The organism is Paraburkholderia sp. UCT31 (genome assembly GCF_014397655.1).
Classification (GTDB): domain Bacteria; phylum Pseudomonadota; class Gammaproteobacteria; order Burkholderiales; family Burkholderiaceae; genus Paraburkholderia; species Paraburkholderia tuberum.
In genome coordinates, this window is record NZ_VZQP01000008.1 from 144,642 (window position 1) to 160,773 (window position 16,132).

Below are 16,132 nucleotides of genomic sequence, written 5' to 3' on the forward strand. Positions count from 1 at the left end.
GTGCTCCGCTCTACACTTGCATACACCGATTTCATGCAATTCGTCTTGCAGCAGCCTCGCCATGTCCACCGCCAGCACCGCCAAACTCAAGGAACAGTTCGACGCCGGTCTCGAGACCCGCGCCGACTTCACGATCGATCAGCCGCTTGCGCGCTACGGCACGGTTGACCATGCGGTCTGGCGACAACTGTACGCGCGCCAAACAGCCTTGCTCGAAGGCCGTGCCTGCGATGAATTCCTCGCGGGCGTCGAGCGCATCGGCCTGCCGTCCGAGCGCGTGCCGTCCTTCGAAGACATCAACGCGAAGCTCACGCCCGCAACCGGCTGGCGCATCGTCGCGGTGCCTGGCCTCGTACCGGATCAGGTATTTTTCGAGCATCTGGCGAATCGCCGCTTTCCGGTCACGTGGTGGATGCGTCGCCCCGACCAGCTCGACTACCTGCAGGAGCCCGACTGTTTTCACGATCTGTTCGGCCATGTGCCGTTGTTGATCGACCCGGTGTTCGCCGATTACATGCACGCGTACGGCCGCGTCGCGCTCGCTGCCAATGACGCGGGCGCGCTGCCGCTGCTCGCGCGGCTCTATTGGTACACAGTGGAGTTCGGACTGATCCGCGATGACGCGAGTCCGAACGGCGTGACCGAACACGACATCGCGCTTGCCGCATTCATCGACGGGATTACTATGTAATACAAATAAATTACGGGCCTTTATGCGTGTTTATGCATAAATCGCGGCGTAATCGGGTGACCATGAAAGGACAATGCAGGCAATTCCCTAGGCAAACCTTCAGTTCTACAGGCTATTCTTAAGTTGAACGTAAGCTTCCCAGGCCTGCCTTGCAATCGGGTCGAAACGATCGAGTGATAGCGACTGCTGACGCTGTACAATCAGCAGCGCATACGGTTTGGAGAGCGCGCTTGCCTCCTTGCACAGAACGTGTTCGTCGCCGCTTGAAGGTGAGCGGGTGCGCCAGAAGTTGATCGCGGCTTCCAGTTCGTGAATGCTGATCTCGGACATGACTTCGTGATGGCTGGCACGGTGCTTCGATTCGGCTCGACAGCTGCTTCGTGGCGCGTCTGCCGCCGCTTCGCACGCTGGCTGTGTAGCAGGCGCCCCGGCGAACCGCTTGCCCAAACGCCTAAACCCATTGTAATTGAGCGAAATCCATGCGACTCCTTCTGATCGAAGATGACCGCCCCATCGCACGCGGCATCCAAAGCAGTCTCGAACAAGCCGGCTTCACCGTCGACATGGTCCATGACGGCATCTTTGCCGAGCAGGCCCTCACGCAAAATCGCCACGAACTCGTGATCCTCGATCTGGGTCTGCCGGGCATCGACGGCATGACGCTGCTGTCGCGTTTCCGCCAGAGCAACCGTCACACGCCGGTGATCATCCTGACCGCGCGCGACGAACTGAACGACCGCGTGCAAGGCCTGAACTCGGGCGCGGACGACTACATGCTGAAGCCGTTCGAGCCGGCCGAGCTCGAAGCGCGTATTCGCGCGGTGATGCGCCGCAGCGGTCCGCACGGTGACATGCCGCGTCCGGAAGTGTCGCTGGGCGGCGTGCGGCTGTCGGGCGTCGACCGCCGCATCTTCAACGAGGACAAACCGCTCGAACTGTCGCCGCGCGAATTCGCGGTGCTCGAAATGCTGCTGCTGCGTCATGGCCGCGTCGTCAGCAAGGCGCAACTACAGGATCATCTGACACACTTCGGCGGCGACCTCGGCGATACCGCGATCGAAGTTTACGTGCACCGCGTGCGCAAGAAGCTCGAGAACTGCCGTGTCGAAATCGTCACCGTGCGTGGCTTTGGCTACCTGTTGCAGGAAATTCGCCAGGCCGCATAATCGTCGTGAAGGCCGCGCATTGCGTCGCGGCCTGACGGCCCCGGAGCGGCGTCGCGCATCGGCTGTGCCCGCGGCGCCTTGTGCCGGGCTCCGGGCCGTCTCAAGGCGCCTCGCGCCATTACTACCGCAGTTGCCACCGCAGTCACAACTTTCCCGCGCGTTCAATCATGCACCAGCCGGCCGCCAATAGTCTGCGCCGCACGCTGCTGCGGCGCCTCGCTGCTCCCCTGTCGCTGCTCGCGCTGATGAGCGGCCTGATCGCTTACTGGCTCGCATGGCAGTACACGCAGCACGTGGTCGACCGTTCGCTCGCGGACCTCGCGACCGCGATCTCCAAACAGATCCAGATTGCCGGACCGGAAGCGCCGATCACGGTGCCACCGCTCGCGCAGGCGATGTTCTCCGACCCGGTCGAACATCTGGTCTACCGGATCAGCACCGGCGACACCGAAATCGCAGGCGACCACAATCTGCCGCTGCAAGGCACCAACGTGCGCCGCATGCATTACGCGTACGTGTTCGAGACGCAGCACGAAGGCGTGACCGTGCGGGTCGCTCAGGTGCGCGTCGATCAGCCGAGCGGTAATCCGATCGTCGTCGAAGTCGGCCAGCCCGTGCATCACCGCTTCCGCATCGCCGCCGAGTTCCTCATCGCGATCATGATGCCGTTATTGCTGCTGCTGCTAGCCGGCTGGGTGATCGTATGGCGCGTCGTCAATCAGCAGCTCAATCCGCTGACGGCGCTCGCCGATTCGCTGAACCGGCAAACGCACACGTCGCTCGAGCCGGTCGACGAAACCTATGTGCCGGTCGAGATCCGTCCGCTGACGGGCGCGCTGAACGCGTTGCTCGATCGTCTGAAAGCCGCGCTCGATGCGCAACGCAAATTCATCGCCGATGCCGCGCATCAGCTGCGCACGCCGCTCACCGCCGTGAAGCTGCATGCGGAGCAGGCGGTCGTCGCACGCGATCCGCAGCAGACGCTCGCTGCCGTGCGCGAACTGCGCGCCGCGGCCGATCGCGCCGTGCGGCTTTCGAATCAATTGCTGTCGCTCGCGCGCGCCGAGCCGGGCGAACAGGCGGCCCGCTTCGTCAATGTCGACATGGCCGCGCTCGCGTTCGACACCGGCGCCGAATGGGTGCCGCGCGCGCTACCGGTACACGTGGACCTCGGCTTCCAGCGCCTCGACGATCCGTCCAACGATGACCCGCTGATGGCGCGCGGCAACCCTGTGCTGCTCCATGAAGTGATCGCGAATCTGCTCGATAACGCGCTGAAGTATGTGCCGCCTTCGCGGGTCGACGGCGGGCGTATCACGGTCACAGTTTCGCAGACGCTGATCGACGATCTGCGCATGGCCGAGATCGTCGTCGAAGACAACGGGCCGGGCGTGCCGCGTTCGCAGCAGGCGGATCTGTTCAAGCGATTCTTCCGCGGCGACGGGCAGACCGAGGCGGGCGTCGACAGCGGCGCGGGTCTGGGCCTCGCGATCGTCCACGACATCATGGTGCTGCATCATGGCAGCGTGCATTACGAGGACGCACCGGAGGGCGGCGCACGCTTTATCGTGAGGATTCCGTTGCTGCCGCCCGGTGCGTCCGCAGGCGCTGCCACCGCCAACGATGCCAACGCACGGCGCGCCACGAAAAAACCGGCGCACTCGGCGCCGGTCGATTTGTAGAAGGTTTGCCCGGCTGCCGTGGCGGCGTTCGCCTCAGCGCTTCGATCAGCGCAGACAGCTACCGCCGCGCACCGACCCGCGGCTCATTTCTTCTTCGATTTCTTCGCCGATTTGCTCGACTTTTCGCCCTTGTCGGCGCCTTTACCCGACTTGCCGCCGCCCTTGCCCTTCTGCGGCGGCGCCAGCATCGTGCCGCGGCACTTGCGCGCGCCGCAGCGGCATTCGTATTCCTTTTTCAGCTTTTTCGTCTGACGCGCGTCGATCACGAGGCCGTAGTCGTAAAAGACTTCCTCGCCCTCCGCGATATCGCGCAGCGCATGCACGTACACGTGTCCGTCGATTTCCTCGGCTTCGCAGTTCGGCGCGCATGAATGATTGATCCAGCGCGCGCTATTGCCGTTCACCTTGCCGTCGATGACCTTGCCGTTATCCAGCGCGAAATAAAACGTGTGATTCGGTTCAGCCGGATCATGCGGATGGCGGCGCAACGCTTCTTTCCAGGTAATCCGCTCGCCCTTGTATTCGATCAGTCGCTCGCCGGCCGCGATCGGTTCGAGAGCAAACACGCCTTTGCCGTGCACACCCGAACGGCGCACGGCGATCCTGCGTGAATTCATTGAATGAATCCTTGTGAAGAACTGGGGAATCAAATCTGGCAATCGTCAGGCACGTCGTGCGCGCGGCTTTTTTCTGACGCGAATAGCAAACGCGGCGCCCTGAAAGCGCCGCGTCGACTTGCGACGCGCACCGCGCCACAACCGGCATCCTACACGTTGTCCACGGCTTCCTTCAACCGTCAGCCGATGCGTTCGTTCAACGTGCGACGGGCGTCACCGTTGACCAAACGAAATGTCGCCGAACAGCGCTTTCTGCTCACGCGGTTGTGAACGCCAGTACTGCGGCGGCGCTTCGACGGTCGCACCGAGGTTAGCGGCGGCGTGCCACGGCCAGCGCGGGTTATAGAGCAGCGCGCGAGCCAGCGCGATCAGATCGGCATCGCCCGTTTCGATCAGCTGCTCGGCGTGCAGCGGATCAGTGATGAGTCCGACGCCGATCGTCGTCAGACCGGTTGCGTGCTTGACCGCTTTCGCGAATGGAATCTGATAGCCCGGCTCGAGCGGAATTTGCTGCAGCGGCGAGACACCGCCCGACGACACGTCGATCCAGTCGCAGCCGCGCTTTTCCAGCTCGTGTGCAAACGCGATCGTGTCTTCGAGCGTCCAGCCGCCTTCGACCCAGTCCGTCGCCGACACGCGCACGCCGACCGGTTTGTCGGCAGGAAATGCGGCACGCACGATGTCGAAGATTTCGAGCGGAAAACGCATGCGGTTTTCGACCGAGCCGCCGTAGTCGTCGGTGCGCTGGTTGGCGATCGGCGACAGGAACTGATGCAGCAGATAGCCATGGGCGGCATGCACTTCGAGCGCATCGATGCCAAGACGCGCGGCGCGCCGCGCGGACGCGGCGAACGCCTCGCGAATCCGGTTCAGGCCGACGACATCGAGCGCGAGCGGCGGCTCCTCGCCCGGCTTGTGCGGCAGCGCCGACGGCGCATGCGGCAGCCACCCGCCTTGCGACACCGAAATCAGCTGGCCGCCTTCCCACGGCACGTGGCTCGATGCCTTGCGGCCCGCGTGCGCCAGTTGCATCGTCACGTTGACGTGCGAATGCTTGCGGATCGCGGCCAGCACCGGCACGAGCGCCTCTTCGGTCGCGTCGTCCCACAAGCCGAGATCGCCGGGGGTGATGCGCCCGTCCGGCTCGACGGCGGTTGCTTCGATGCACAGCATGCCCGCGCCGGACAGCGCGAGACCGCCGAGGTGAATCATGTGCCATGCGGTCGCTTCGCCGCGTTCGGCGGAGTACTGGCACATTGGGGAGACGACGATACGATTGGGAAGCGTCACGCTACGCAGCGTGAGCGGAGAGAAAAGCGCGCTCATGGATTACGCCCAGTGAAAGCCCGAGAGCGATCGAGGATAGCACCGCACGCGGTTTACTGCATGAACGTGGCACCTGGCTGGCCGCTTACGTCGCCATTCGGCTAGCCATTCAGGCTTGCGTCTCGACGTGATCGAGCCATTCGCCGAACATGCGGCACGCGGCGGCTTCGAGCACGGGACCGTATCGGCCGGTGTCGGCGCGCAACTGACGCGCGTCGATGCCGTGGCCCGAGAGTTCGTTCGCATTCCCTATCAGCCAAGGTTCGAACCGATCGGTGCGGATCTCGGGATGACACTGCAAGCCCAGTACGTGATCGCCCCATGCGAAGGCCTGATTCTCGCAAGCCGGGGTCGATGCCAGACGGGTCGCGTTGGCCGGCAGATCGAAGGTGTCGCCGTGCCAATGCAGCATCGAGGTATGAGCGCCATCGAGATGACGCAGCGGCGAGGCGCGGCCGGCATCGGTCAGCGTGAGCGGCGTCCAGCCGAGTTCGGCCTGAGCCGCGGGGTAGACGCGCGCACCGAGCGCCCGCGCGATCAGTTGTGCGCCAAGGCAGATACCGAGTGTCGGCAGACCGGCCGCGATGCGTTTTTCGATCAACGACAGCAGCGGCGCGAGCGTGGGGTACAGCGCGTCGTCGGTAGCGCTGATGGGGCCGCCCAGCACGACCATCAGCGACGCGGCAACCGGATTGGGCGCCTCGATACGGGCAACGCCCACATCGAGATAACGGACCGGACGCCCGCGCTCGCCGAGCACGAGCTCGAGACTGCCCAGATCCTCGAAGTGCACATGGCGGATGGCGAGTACTTCCCGATTCATCGGCCTGCCCTATCTTCAGGTTGACTAACGACCTGCCGCCAACGACTTTATCCTTGCACGGCACCAGCCGGCAAGCAGGCGGCGCATACCGCCCGCCGTCGCCGGCCAGGCCATGTTAGCGGATTGCCCAGGAAGACGCCGATTATTGGGCGAAGATCTTCCAGGTCTTCTTCTGGGTGGCGACGTCCGCCGTTTCATGCACGGAGCAGTCGAGACGCACATCGGTGTCCAACATGTTCAGGTCGAGCAGCGCGCAGTGATGCGGCGTCTTCTTCGGATTCTTGCTCGGCTGGAAATGCGTGCAGCTCAGGCACATACGATGCGACGGAATCGTGTCTTGCGCTTCGAGCTGATAGATGGTCTTGAGCAGCGTGCGATAGAACACGGACTGCTCGTCCTCGCGCAGCGTACCGACCGCCTTCGAGAGGAAGTCCGGCCATTGCGCGGCGCGTTTGGCAGCAGTGCGGCCACGCGAGGTCAGACGTACCGCGAGCGCGCGACCGTCGTCGAGTGCGCGACGCTTTTCGACGAGGCCCTTGGTCTCGAGCGTGCTGACCGCATCGCTGGTGGTCGCGGCAGTCAGCGCCGTTTCACGCGCGATTTCGCCGAGACGCATCGGCCCCTTACGTTGCATCAACAGCACGAGGATCTCGCCCTGGGTCGGCGTAAGGCCCGCGCCTTCCGCCCATTCCCAAGCCTGGCTTCGCATCGCCGTGCTCAATCGCAAGAGGCTGTGGGTCACTCGCCCGGCTGCCTGTTCTCCGTATACGCCTTCGCTCATAATCTTCGATTCGTTTATTTACCGCTTTGGTGCAATGCCGGCGGCTGCCTGCCGGAGTACACCCGTTGCGTGTGTGGGGTAGCTTCGTCCAACCGCGGATGAAACCGTTTGTACTATCTCAAAAATACACCGTCTTGGAAGCCGAAGGCGGCGAAAAACGACATTCTATGCGACAGCGGCTAATCGTACAGCTAACTTATCCAACGCGAGCTGTGGATAAGCAGGGGAAAACGTTTGGACAGCCTGTGTACCGTTTTGCAACAAGCACTTGCAGCGTGTTGAACGTTTCCTCGGTTGCGCTTGCCAGGCGTGGCCGGAGGCCGTTTTACGAGCCCAGTTATCATTTCCCCAGTGCATTGACTTTGCAGGAAATTATTCAGTTGTCCACAGCCTTTGGCAATGCCTGCTTACGACTACTACGCTGGTATACGTAAGCTTTCGAAAAACCTGAAGGGTTGCGCGCGCGAAAAACCATAAAATTTTCTTACGAAAAAAAACCCGCACGCGGCGGGTTTCGTCGGAACGTCGCGTAGCTGGCGCACGCAAACGGTTTCATGAAGTCTTCGCGACTAGGCGCGCCATTGCAGACACTGCTGGCGTACCGCTTCGTGCAAGGACTTTTCCTGCGCAAACACACTGCGCAGCCACGTCGCGTCGTTGACCTGACCGCGCGCGATCGCGCCGACTTCGGCCAGCGCATTCACCGAGCCGAGCGCTTCCGCATGCGGTCCGATCTGTTCGAGCGTTTCGAGAATATCTTCGGAAATCGTCTTGCGTTCACCGGTTTGCGGATTGATGCAGGTGCCACCGAGTCCGAACCGGCAGGCTTCGAAACGGTTGAACGTGTAGACCAGATAGTCGTCTTCCTGCGGCATGATCGGCTTATCGAGCAACAAATGACGCGCGAGCGTCTGGATGTAGCAGGCGATCGCCGCGGCGCGGTCCACCGAAAACGGTGTATCCATCACGCGGACCTCAATCGTGCCGAAGCCCGGCTTCGGACGGATATCCCAGTAGAAATCCTTCATGCTGTTGACCACGCCCGTATGGACCATCTTCGAGAAATACTCCTCGAAGCTGTCCCACGTCAGCACGAACGGCGCGCGGCCCGACAGCGGAAACGCGAACACGGAATTCAGACGTGCCGAATGAAATCCGGTATCGACGCCCTGTACGAAAGGCGACGACGCGGACAACGCAATGAAATGCGGGATGAAGCGCGACATCGAATGCAGCAGATACAGCGCGCTGTTCGGATTCGGGCAACCGATGTGCACGTGCTGGCCGAACACGGTGAACTGCTTCGCGAGATAGCCGTATAGCTCGGAAATATACTGAAAGCGCGGCGTATCGACGATCTGCCGCTCGCTCCATTGCTGGAAAGCATGGGTGCCGCCACCGCACAGACCGACGTTCAGATGATCGGCCGCGGACACCAGCGTGTCGCGAATCTTGCGCAGATCGGTGACCGCCTGTTCGTGCGACGTGCAGATGCCGGTCGACAGCTCGATCATGCTTTCGGTGATTTCCGGCGTGATATTGCCGGGGATTTTTTCGTCCTTGATGAGGCGCAGCAGATCCGTGCCGGCTTTGGTCAGATCATAGTCGTGCGTATTGACGATCTGCATTTCGAGCTCGATACCGAACGTGAACGGTTTCGAGTCGATGAAGGGTTCGAGTGACATGGCGTCCCCTGAGTCAGGTCGTTTGAGGCGAAGGAATTGAAAGACGGGTTTGTGAAACGCGCACGGCAGCCCATGCGCGTTTCACGCTTACCCCTCGCGCCGCTCGGCGACGAGCGCGAGGCTGCGATAGACGAGCCACGGCCCGAGAATCTGCAGCACGAAAATCGAACACATAGCGATTGCGCGCAGTTGCGGATCGAAGTTCGGATACAGGTTGTACGTGTCGTCGACAAGCAGATACGCGAGCGCCGACATCGGTGACAAGGACAGGCCGAGCGCGATGCCCTGCTTCAAGTTCAGGCCGCTCGGCTTCGCGAACGCCAGCACGCCGACCAGCTTCGCGACGAGGCGAGCAACGATCAGACCCAGCGCGGCGACTCCGCCCAACGCGATGTGCTTCCATTCGAACGACGTCAGCGTCAGCACGAACAGGATCACCGTCAGCAGCCAGCCCGCGGTGCCGAAATGCTCTGGCCACAACTGCGGACGCACTTCGTGATTCTTCACGATGATGCCCGCGGCGAGCAGCGCGAGAATCGTCGACAGCTTGAAAAGATGCGCGATCGCGATCGCGAGCAGCACGAGACCGAACAGCGCCACGAACGAATGCTCGTCCTGCATGTTCAGGCGCCGATAGAAGAACGTGCAGGTGCGCGCGAGCAGATACGCGAGCACGAGCGAGCCGACCAGCAGGTACAACGGCTGCAGGATCGTCGCGAACACGTTGCCGTAAACCTCCTGATGCAGCCAGCTCGACACGAGCTTTTCGATCACGACCGCGTACATGCTGTTCAGCGCGGTCAAGGTCAGAAGACGCTGCGTGACCTGGCCTTCCGCGCGTAGTTCGGTTTTGAGCTGGATCACCATCGCGGGCGATGTCGCCATCGCGATCGCGGCGAGTACGGTCGCGACCATCAGCGGCACGTGCAGAAACAGCAACACGGGCAGCACCAGCACGAAAGTCAGCGTGGCTTCGGCGACGCTCGACAGAATCAGCCACGGATTGCGGCGGATCCAGCGCAGATCGAGCCGGCTGCCGAGTTCGAACAGCAACAGGCCGAGCGCGACGTCGAGCAGCGGCCGCGCGGCGCTCGCGGAATCTGCATCGATCACGCCAAAGCCTGCCGCGCCGGCCACGAGTCCGATCACCGCATAGCCGGAAATGCGCGGTAAACGCCACGCGCGATAGCAAAGCTCGCCGCACAGACCGGCGGCAAGCAATGCAAGACCCGCCCAGAAAATGGCGTCGGGCGAAAGCGGCCACGCTGGCAAAAACGAAAACGCCGAATTCATCGTAATGGGTTCTCCTTGGCAGCAACGGCAGACGACACGAACCGGCGCACACGCACGCCGTCACGAGCGCACGGGGAGCGCACGTTGTCGCAAGCGCTTCGCGAAATCAGCGTTGCGAGGTTTCAATGATCGGATGATCGGCATGCGCCATGGCCGCGAAGAACCGCACGGAGTCGGGCACATACACGGGATGCGGCAGTAGCAACAGGCACGCTGAAGGAACGCCGTCGACCGTGAATCAGATTCTGTTTGACCGGCACCGTTCCATTGCTGCGCGTGCCGTCATTGCTGTGGCACGACGCGGAAAAACGGGGATTGTGCCATAGCTTTTTCCGGGTTAACCGAAAAGACGTTAACTCGCAGGCAAAACGGTAAAAAAGAACGTTATTTTCCCAGCGAACGGAAAAAGCGACCTTTTTTCGAGGTATCGCATCAGTTTCGACCACGTCGCGAACGGCGAATCCGCTCTCGGGCGTTACCGTCGCGTCGGTGATTTCGATGCGCGGTTTTGTCGTTAACGCAGCGCGTCGAGCGATCCGGTTTACGCGAACTCGAACGAAACTCAGCTAGCCCGATAGGCGGGGCGTTAGCCCCCGTCTTTGCTGTTTACTGGTTTACCGTATGTATACGTAGTAACAGTTAACAAGCTGCCTCGGTTTCTGTGGATAACCTATGTTTACCGAAACAAATCATCGAGTTCCCGGCCGCATAACCGGATGCACAGCATGTGCGGCGGCTGCCGGTATACGCGAGCAACTTTTCGCACTTTTTTGCGATGTCCCAGTTACCCCGTTTACGTCCACAACGGTTCCACACGACTTGCGCCGGTTAACCGCGCGGTTATCCACAGGTCGCAGTGGACAAGCCGGAACCGGGTTTACAGGGCGGGCGGAGTTAACGTGCCGGGCGCAGAGATAACTTCGCAATGGTCGAAGCCGGCTAACCGATCGTTCCCTGTCGCAAGGACCGCAGCAGAAAGCGCGCAGGGTCGATGTCTTCGGCGAGATCGCGTTCGAGCGGCCACGGCTCGCCTTCGAGCTGCGAGGCGATCAGTTCAGCGCCGAGCGCGGCCCACACCAGCCCGCGAGAACCATAAGCGAATGCGCCGTACAGACCGTCGAGACGCGGCAGATCGAGCGGCCATGCGCCGCGCAGGCGGGCAGCATCGCGGGCGGCAGCGGCTTCGTCGGCGAGCTGGCCGATCATCGGCATGCGATCCGAGGTCACGCAGCGAAACGCAACGCGTCCGGCGAGCGAGGTCAGCGGCGCGGCATCGAGTGCGCTTGCGAACGACGGCAACATCTGCGCGACGCGCTCGATATTCTCGCGATGACCGTCCGTGCGCAGCGACCTGTCGGGGTCGTCGAGTTCATAGGTCGCGCCTGTCAGCGTGACATCGTTCGCGAGCGGCACGGCGTAGCCCTCGCCGATCACCGGCAGCGCAAGCGGCGCGACGGTACCCGCCGGCAGCAAGCTCAACTGACCACGAATGCTGCGTGTCGGCGCATGACGCAAGCCAGCGATGCGCGCAGCTTCATGCGCACCAGCGACGATCACGACCGGCGCTCGAGCGACTACCTTTCCCGCGATATCGAAGACGGTCCACTGATCGCCGGAACGTTCGAGCCGCGCGACGTCGACACCGAAGCGTCGTTCGAGCAAGCCGCCTGCCGATGCGAATTGCGCCGCGCACAGCGAAGCCGGATCGATCCAGCCGCCGCGCGGAAAGAACCAGCCGCCACGCGCGAGCGGCACGCCGGCGAGTCGCTCGGCATCGGACGCGCACACCGGCGTCACGTAGTCGGACGGATAGCGGAACGCGCCGATGGCCTCGCCGATTGCGCGCGCCTCGTCGTCGTCCGCGGCGATCTGCAGCAGACCGCGATCGCCGCGCGCGAGCCGATGCCCTGCACTTTCGAGCGCTGCCCAACGATTGAGCGCGTACAGAAAGCCCGCCCGCGTGACGCGCGACGCGACGCTGTCGTCGCGCGAAATCATTGGGTGAAATACGCCGGCTGGATTGCCAGACGCATCTTGTGCAACCGACGCATGCCGTTCGAGCGAAGTCACGCGCCAGCCGCGCGCCGCAAGCCGCTCGATCACCGCGCAGCCGGCCAGTCCCGCACCGATCACGACCGCGTGTCGTTCGTCGTGCCAGAACGGTGCGGGCGGCTCATAACGGCGCACACGCCAGCGCGGCGCGAAGCGGCCGACCAGCATCGCGCGTTTCCAGCCGAAGCCGTCGACCTTGCGATACTCGAAGCCGCATTGCGTCAATACGCGTTTGACGTCGCCCGCGCTGCTATAGGTGGAGAAGGTCGCGTCATCGCCCGCGACGCGCGCGAGCGCCTTGAAGATCGCCGGGCTCCACAGCTCTGGATTTTTCGCGGGCGCAAAGCCATCCAGATAGAACGCATCGGCACGCAGCCGCAAGGTGGGCAGGCTGTCGAGCGCATCGGCGAAGATCAACGTCAGCACGACGCGGCCGCCTTCGAATTCGAGCCGGTGCGTGCCGGGCACGAGCATCGGCCAAGCGTTCGCGAGCGTGTTCGCGAGCCCGGCGATCAGCGGATCGGAGATCGTCGTTGCGTGAACGCGGCGCAGATCGGTGGCGCTAAACGGATGCTTCTCGGTCGACACGAAATGCAGCCGCTCGCAGCGAGCCGGATCGGCGCGCCATGCGGCCCACGTGACGAGAAAGTTGATGCCGATGCCAAAGCCCGTTTCGAGCACGGTGAACGTACGGCGGCTCTGCCATCTTTCGGGCAATTCGTTGCCGCGCAGAAAGACGTAGTGAGCCTGCTCGAGCGCGCCGACGGCGCTGTGATAGATGTCGTCGTAGTGTGGTGAAAAGGGGCTGCCGTTGTCGCGGAAAGCGAGGACGGCGGGGATCAGCGGATCGGTCATGCGCGACGGGAAAACACGCTCAAAAGGTCGCTCGAAAGAGCGGGTTCGATGGTTCGAGCCGGCGCGCGCTGCGCGCGAGTCGCCGTAAAAGACCCATCAGGACGCATTTAGACGCTTTGCTGCGTTGGCAAAAACCAACGCTAACCCCCGCCAGGACTGGGTTTCAGCCCTCGTTTAGGGGGTGCTGAGGGGCAAAATTTCGATTTCCTTGCAAGAACGGTCCGAAAACCGTGCAATTCCTCGAAACCCTTATCCTGATTGGGTTTGCGCTGCGCTATCATAGCAAGCGCCGCGAAGGGAGCGGCAGCACGGCCGCCGAACAGGGTTTTGTCCGGCGCGGGAGATCGTCAGGATCAGGGCCGCAGCTGCTCGACGGCGCGGTGCGCGCACGTATAATCGGCGCGGTCGCGCTGTTCGTATCAACCTAAACTCAGAAAGGAACCTTAATGAACAAACAGGAACTGATCGACGCTGTCGCAGGACAGACGGGCGCCAGCAAGGCTCAAACCGGTGAAACGCTGGACACGTTGCTTGAAGTGATCAAGAAGTCTGTGTCGAAGGGTGAGGCGGTCCAGTTGATTGGCTTCGGTAGCTTTGGTTCGGGCAAGCGCGCAGCGCGTACGGGTCGTAATCCGAAGACCGGCGAAACTATCAAGATCCCGGCTGCCAAGACCGTCAAATTCACGGCAGGCAAGGCGTTCAAGGACTCGGTCAACAAGCGCTAGGCAGATTCCTGCCGGGCAGTTGACACCCGCGAGAAAAACCCGCCAGTGGCGGGTTCTTTTTCGTCCATGCATATGGTTCAAGCGCGGGACGTGCTTCGTTCAGTCATGACGATGCGCGTTCTCGCCGTGGTCATGTCCGCCATGTTCTCAGTCGTCGCCGTGCCCGTGATGATGATGGCCGCGATCATCATCATGATCGTGGTCGTCGAACTCCCACGCCGGGAACGGATCAGGGAACTGCTGCCAGGCTTGCGGCCCGAGCGCGTATTCGTCGTCGGTGAGCAGACAGGCGTCGAACTTTGCGCGCCAGATGGCGGGGTCGATATCCACGCCGATCAGCACGAACTCCTGACGACGATCGCCGATGCTGGTATCGTCCGGCGCGCCGTACCAGTCGGCGGCGATTTCGGCGGCCAGCTCGTCGTCGCCTGCCGGCCATTCGCTGCGATCCTGCGCGGCCCACCACATGCCCGCCGGACCGTGCCGGCAAGCGCCACCGGCCTGCGATAGCGAACCGCCGATATCGTTGCGCGTCGCGAGCCAGAAGAATCCCTTGCTACGCAGTACGCCCTTCCACTCTCGATGCAGCAGCTCCCACAGCCGCTGCGGATGAAACGGCCGGCGTGCGCGATAGACGAAATGGCCGACGCCGTATTCGTCGGCTTCGCTGCGATGCATGTGGCCGTGTTGACCGCCGTGCTCGTGCTCGAGTGCCGCGAGCCAGCCCGGCGCATTCGACGCTTCGTCGAAATCGAAGCGTCCGGTGTTCACGATCTGGTCGAGCGGCACGTCGGCGAAGCGGCTCACGAGTTGCACCGCGCGCGGGTTCAGGCGTGCGAGGATGCGCTGCAAACGCGCGAGCTCGTCGGCGCTGACGAGATCGATCTTGTTCACGACGAGCACGTCACAAAACTCGATCTGCTCGATCAGCAATTCGACGATCGTACGGTCGTCGTCTTCGTCGACCGTGATGTCGCGTTCGGCGAGCGCGTCGGCCGACGCATAATCGCGCAGGAAGTTGAACGCATCGACGATCGTGACCATCGTATCGAGCCGCGCGACGTCGCCGAGCGACGCGCCTTCGTGGCCCTCGAATGTAATGGTTTCGGCACTCGACATCGGCTCGGCGATGCCGCTCGATTCGATCACGAGCGCGTCGAAGCGATTTTCGCCGGCGAGGCGACGGATTTCGTTTTGCAGCTCGCCGCGCAGCGTGCAGCAGATACAGCCGTTCTCGAGTTCAACGACCTGCTCGTCGACGCTCGACAGGTCGGCCGCCTGGCGCACGAGCGTCGGGTCGATATTGACCGCGGCGAGATCGTCGACGATCGCGGCGACGCGCAAACCGGCGCGATTCGCGAGGATGTGATTCAGGAGCGTGGTCTTGCCGGCGCCCAGAAAACCGGAGAGCACGGTGATGGGCAATAGCGGCTGGTTCATCGCGGTACGGAATACGGGAGGATTGAAAGGCGTGCCGGGGGCGGGGCCAAATGGTCGGCGTCGCTGCGACGGCGCGACAGCAGCATGAAGCCGCATTGTGCATTAAAACGGGCGCAGCCTGCGCAAGCGACAGCGCTGGACAAGCCTACTGCGCGGGCATCAACTTCCACCTACGCAGAATCGCGGCGATCTGTTGCGAGTATTTGTCCCGCAACGCCGGCGTCTCAGAGTGGTATGCTCCGACCGCCTGCCAGGTATTGCCGTACTTGTTCATCTGGCGGCGCAGATGCCACGCCGCGATATAAACGTTCTTGCACGGCTCCATCAGCGTGCCCTGCGAGATCCCGTACTGGGCGAGCACCGGCAGATGCACCGAATTGATCTGCATCACACCGTAGTCGGTCGAGCCGTTCGCGTTCTTGTGCTGCGCATCCGGCCGGTTGTGCGACTCCTGCCACGCGATAGCCCGTAAAATCAATGGGTTGACCTTCTGATACTTCGCCGCTTCGTCGAAGCAGTCGGCGCGCGCGGAGCCGGCTGCGACGAGCAGTGCGAGCGTGGCGGCGACGGTGACGAGCGGACTTTTCATCGGTCAACAGGACTGGATAAACCCGAGGTAAGAATCGGTAAGGCAGTTTGCCGGCCGCATTTCGGCCGCAACGGCAAGCTGGCCGGGCATTTGTCGAGCATCGGGGAAAACCCGCGTCAGCAAACACATAGCAGTGAGTCGAACGGCTCGTATCATACCGGCAGTCCGACCTTCGTCAAGTTGGCTAACCGACATAAGACCGTACAAAGCCGGGTAATGGAGTCCAGGTACGGTGCCGGTCAGCTTTCAATTCAATAACCACCCTGCGATTCCGTAAGGATTCGCATGAGGCCCCTTGTTTTGTTTCAAATCCGACATGAAAAGCTGTTACTGTTCGTTTTTTTCGGACGTCGGGACGCTGGAGCTCGAAGCGAAACTCGCTTTTGGGGCCGGCTCACAGACCGACC

General features: G+C 62.4%; 14 protein-coding genes and 1 pseudogene. 5 read left to right on the forward strand and 10 right to left on the reverse strand.

Annotated features, from left to right (window positions below; translation table 11 throughout):
• Positions 1-61 precede the first annotated feature (61 nt).
• Positions 62-640, forward strand: a pseudogene (phhA, locus tag F6X40_RS08745) (phenylalanine 4-monooxygenase); the annotation flags it as partial.
• A 156-nt stretch (positions 641-796) separates the two neighbouring features.
• On the opposite strand, the gene F6X40_RS08750 reads toward phhA, so the two are convergent.
• Complete coding sequence (locus F6X40_RS08750) at positions 797-1,021, reverse strand: DUF3717 domain-containing protein (protein WP_090802357.1); 225 nt, start codon at positions 1,019-1,021, stop codon at positions 797-799.
• Between the two features lie 149 nt (positions 1,022-1,170).
• Here F6X40_RS08750 and F6X40_RS08755 point away from each other — a divergent pair, with 149 nt between their 5' ends.
• Both F6X40_RS08755 and F6X40_RS08760 read left to right on the forward strand, forming a co-directional pair.
• The gene (locus F6X40_RS08755; protein ID WP_187627454.1) at positions 1,171-1,857 is read left to right on the forward strand and encodes a response regulator transcription factor; all 687 of its coding nucleotides are present in this window, start codon (positions 1,171-1,173) and stop codon (positions 1,855-1,857) included.
• Between the two features lie 167 nt (positions 1,858-2,024).
• A complete protein-coding gene (locus tag F6X40_RS08760) occupies positions 2,025-3,539 on the forward strand; it encodes a sensor histidine kinase (protein ID WP_187627455.1) in 1,515 nt (504 codons plus the stop codon).
• Between the two features lie 83 nt (positions 3,540-3,622).
• Here F6X40_RS08760 and F6X40_RS08765 read toward each other — a convergent pair whose 3' ends face one another.
• From F6X40_RS08765 to mnmC, 7 genes are all read right to left on the reverse strand, one after another.
• Complete coding sequence (locus F6X40_RS08765; protein WP_187627456.1) at positions 3,623-4,156, reverse strand: SET domain-containing protein; 534 nt, start codon at positions 4,154-4,156, stop codon at positions 3,623-3,625.
• 213 nt (positions 4,157-4,369) lie between these two features.
• Positions 4,370-5,482 (reverse strand): NADH:flavin oxidoreductase/NADH oxidase, encoded by a 1,113-nt coding sequence (locus F6X40_RS08770; RefSeq protein WP_187627457.1) that lies wholly within the window; start codon positions 5,480-5,482, stop codon positions 4,370-4,372.
• 109 nt (positions 5,483-5,591) lie between these two features.
• On the reverse strand, positions 5,592-6,305 hold the full coding sequence (locus F6X40_RS08775; RefSeq protein ID WP_184069879.1) for a glutamine amidotransferase: 714 nt from the start codon (positions 6,303-6,305) through the stop codon (positions 5,592-5,594).
• 142 nt (positions 6,306-6,447) lie between these two features.
• Positions 6,448-7,086, reverse strand: a complete 639-nt coding sequence (locus F6X40_RS08780) for a MarR family winged helix-turn-helix transcriptional regulator (protein WP_184069881.1) — start codon at positions 7,084-7,086, stop codon at positions 6,448-6,450.
• Positions 7,087-7,655: 569 nt separating this feature from the next.
• A complete protein-coding gene (locus F6X40_RS08785; RefSeq protein WP_184036839.1) occupies positions 7,656-8,771 on the reverse strand; it encodes a YbdK family carboxylate-amine ligase in 1,116 nt (371 codons plus the stop codon).
• Positions 8,772-8,858: 87 nt separating this feature from the next.
• Positions 8,859-10,064: a cation:proton antiporter gene (locus F6X40_RS08790; protein ID WP_090802344.1), complete on the reverse strand. Its 1,206-nt coding sequence runs from the start codon at positions 10,062-10,064 to the stop codon at positions 8,859-8,861.
• Between the two features lie 939 nt (positions 10,065-11,003).
• Positions 11,004-12,971 (reverse strand): bifunctional tRNA (5-methylaminomethyl-2-thiouridine)(34)-methyltransferase MnmD/FAD-dependent 5-carboxymethylaminomethyl-2-thiouridine(34) oxidoreductase MnmC, encoded by a 1,968-nt coding sequence (gene mnmC / locus F6X40_RS08795; RefSeq protein WP_187627458.1) that lies wholly within the window; start codon positions 12,969-12,971, stop codon positions 11,004-11,006.
• 230 nt (positions 12,972-13,201) lie between these two features.
• On the opposite strand from mnmC, the gene F6X40_RS08800 reads away from it, so the two are divergent.
• A complete protein-coding gene (locus F6X40_RS08800) occupies positions 13,202-13,399 on the forward strand; it encodes a hypothetical protein (RefSeq protein ID WP_090802341.1) in 198 nt (65 codons plus the stop codon).
• Between the two features lie 18 nt (positions 13,400-13,417).
• Entirely contained in the window at positions 13,418-13,696 is a 279-nt protein-coding gene (locus F6X40_RS08805; RefSeq protein ID WP_018418891.1) for an HU family DNA-binding protein, read from the forward strand.
• Positions 13,697-13,843: 147 nt separating this feature from the next.
• Here the strand turns inward: F6X40_RS08805 and F6X40_RS08810 are convergent, their stop codons facing one another.
• On the reverse strand, positions 13,844-15,136 hold the full coding sequence (locus F6X40_RS08810) for a GTP-binding protein (protein ID WP_187627459.1): 1,293 nt from the start codon (positions 15,134-15,136) through the stop codon (positions 13,844-13,846).
• A 145-nt stretch (positions 15,137-15,281) separates the two neighbouring features.
• Positions 15,282-15,725: a lytic transglycosylase domain-containing protein gene (locus tag F6X40_RS08815; protein WP_090802338.1), complete on the reverse strand. Its 444-nt coding sequence runs from the start codon at positions 15,723-15,725 to the stop codon at positions 15,282-15,284.
• Positions 15,726-16,132: the final 407 nt, after the last annotated feature.

Bases quoted from the DNA above. Each gene is read 5' to 3' on its own strand.
- F6X40_RS08750 (WP_090802357.1), bottom strand. From the start codon at position 1,021: ATGTCCGAGATCAGCATTCACGAACTGGAAGCCGCGATCAACTTCTGG.
- F6X40_RS08755 (WP_187627454.1), top strand. From the start codon at position 1,171: ATGCGACTCCTTCTGATCGAAGATGACCGCCCCATCGCACGCGGCATC.
- F6X40_RS08760 (WP_187627455.1), top strand. From the start codon at position 2,025: ATGCACCAGCCGGCCGCCAATAGTCTGCGCCGCACGCTGCTGCGGCGC.
- F6X40_RS08765 (WP_187627456.1), bottom strand. From the start codon at position 4,156: ATGAATTCACGCAGGATCGCCGTGCGCCGTTCGGGTGTGCACGGCAAA.
- F6X40_RS08770 (WP_187627457.1), bottom strand. From the start codon at position 5,482: ATGAGCGCGCTTTTCTCTCCGCTCACGCTGCGTAGCGTGACGCTTCCC.
- F6X40_RS08775 (WP_184069879.1), bottom strand. From the start codon at position 6,305: ATGAATCGGGAAGTACTCGCCATCCGCCATGTGCACTTCGAGGATCTG.
- F6X40_RS08780 (WP_184069881.1), bottom strand. From the start codon at position 7,086: ATGAGCGAAGGCGTATACGGAGAACAGGCAGCCGGGCGAGTGACCCAC.
- F6X40_RS08785 (WP_184036839.1), bottom strand. From the start codon at position 8,771: ATGTCACTCGAACCCTTCATCGACTCGAAACCGTTCACGTTCGGTATC.
- F6X40_RS08790 (WP_090802344.1), bottom strand. From the start codon at position 10,064: ATGAATTCGGCGTTTTCGTTTTTGCCAGCGTGGCCGCTTTCGCCCGAC.
- mnmC (WP_187627458.1), bottom strand. From the start codon at position 12,971: ATGACCGATCCGCTGATCCCCGCCGTCCTCGCTTTCCGCGACAACGGC.
- F6X40_RS08805 (WP_018418891.1), top strand. From the start codon at position 13,418: ATGAACAAACAGGAACTGATCGACGCTGTCGCAGGACAGACGGGCGCC.
- F6X40_RS08810 (WP_187627459.1), bottom strand. From the start codon at position 15,136: ATGAACCAGCCGCTATTGCCCATCACCGTGCTCTCCGGTTTTCTGGGC.
- F6X40_RS08815 (WP_090802338.1), bottom strand. From the start codon at position 15,725: ATGAAAAGTCCGCTCGTCACCGTCGCCGCCACGCTCGCACTGCTCGTC.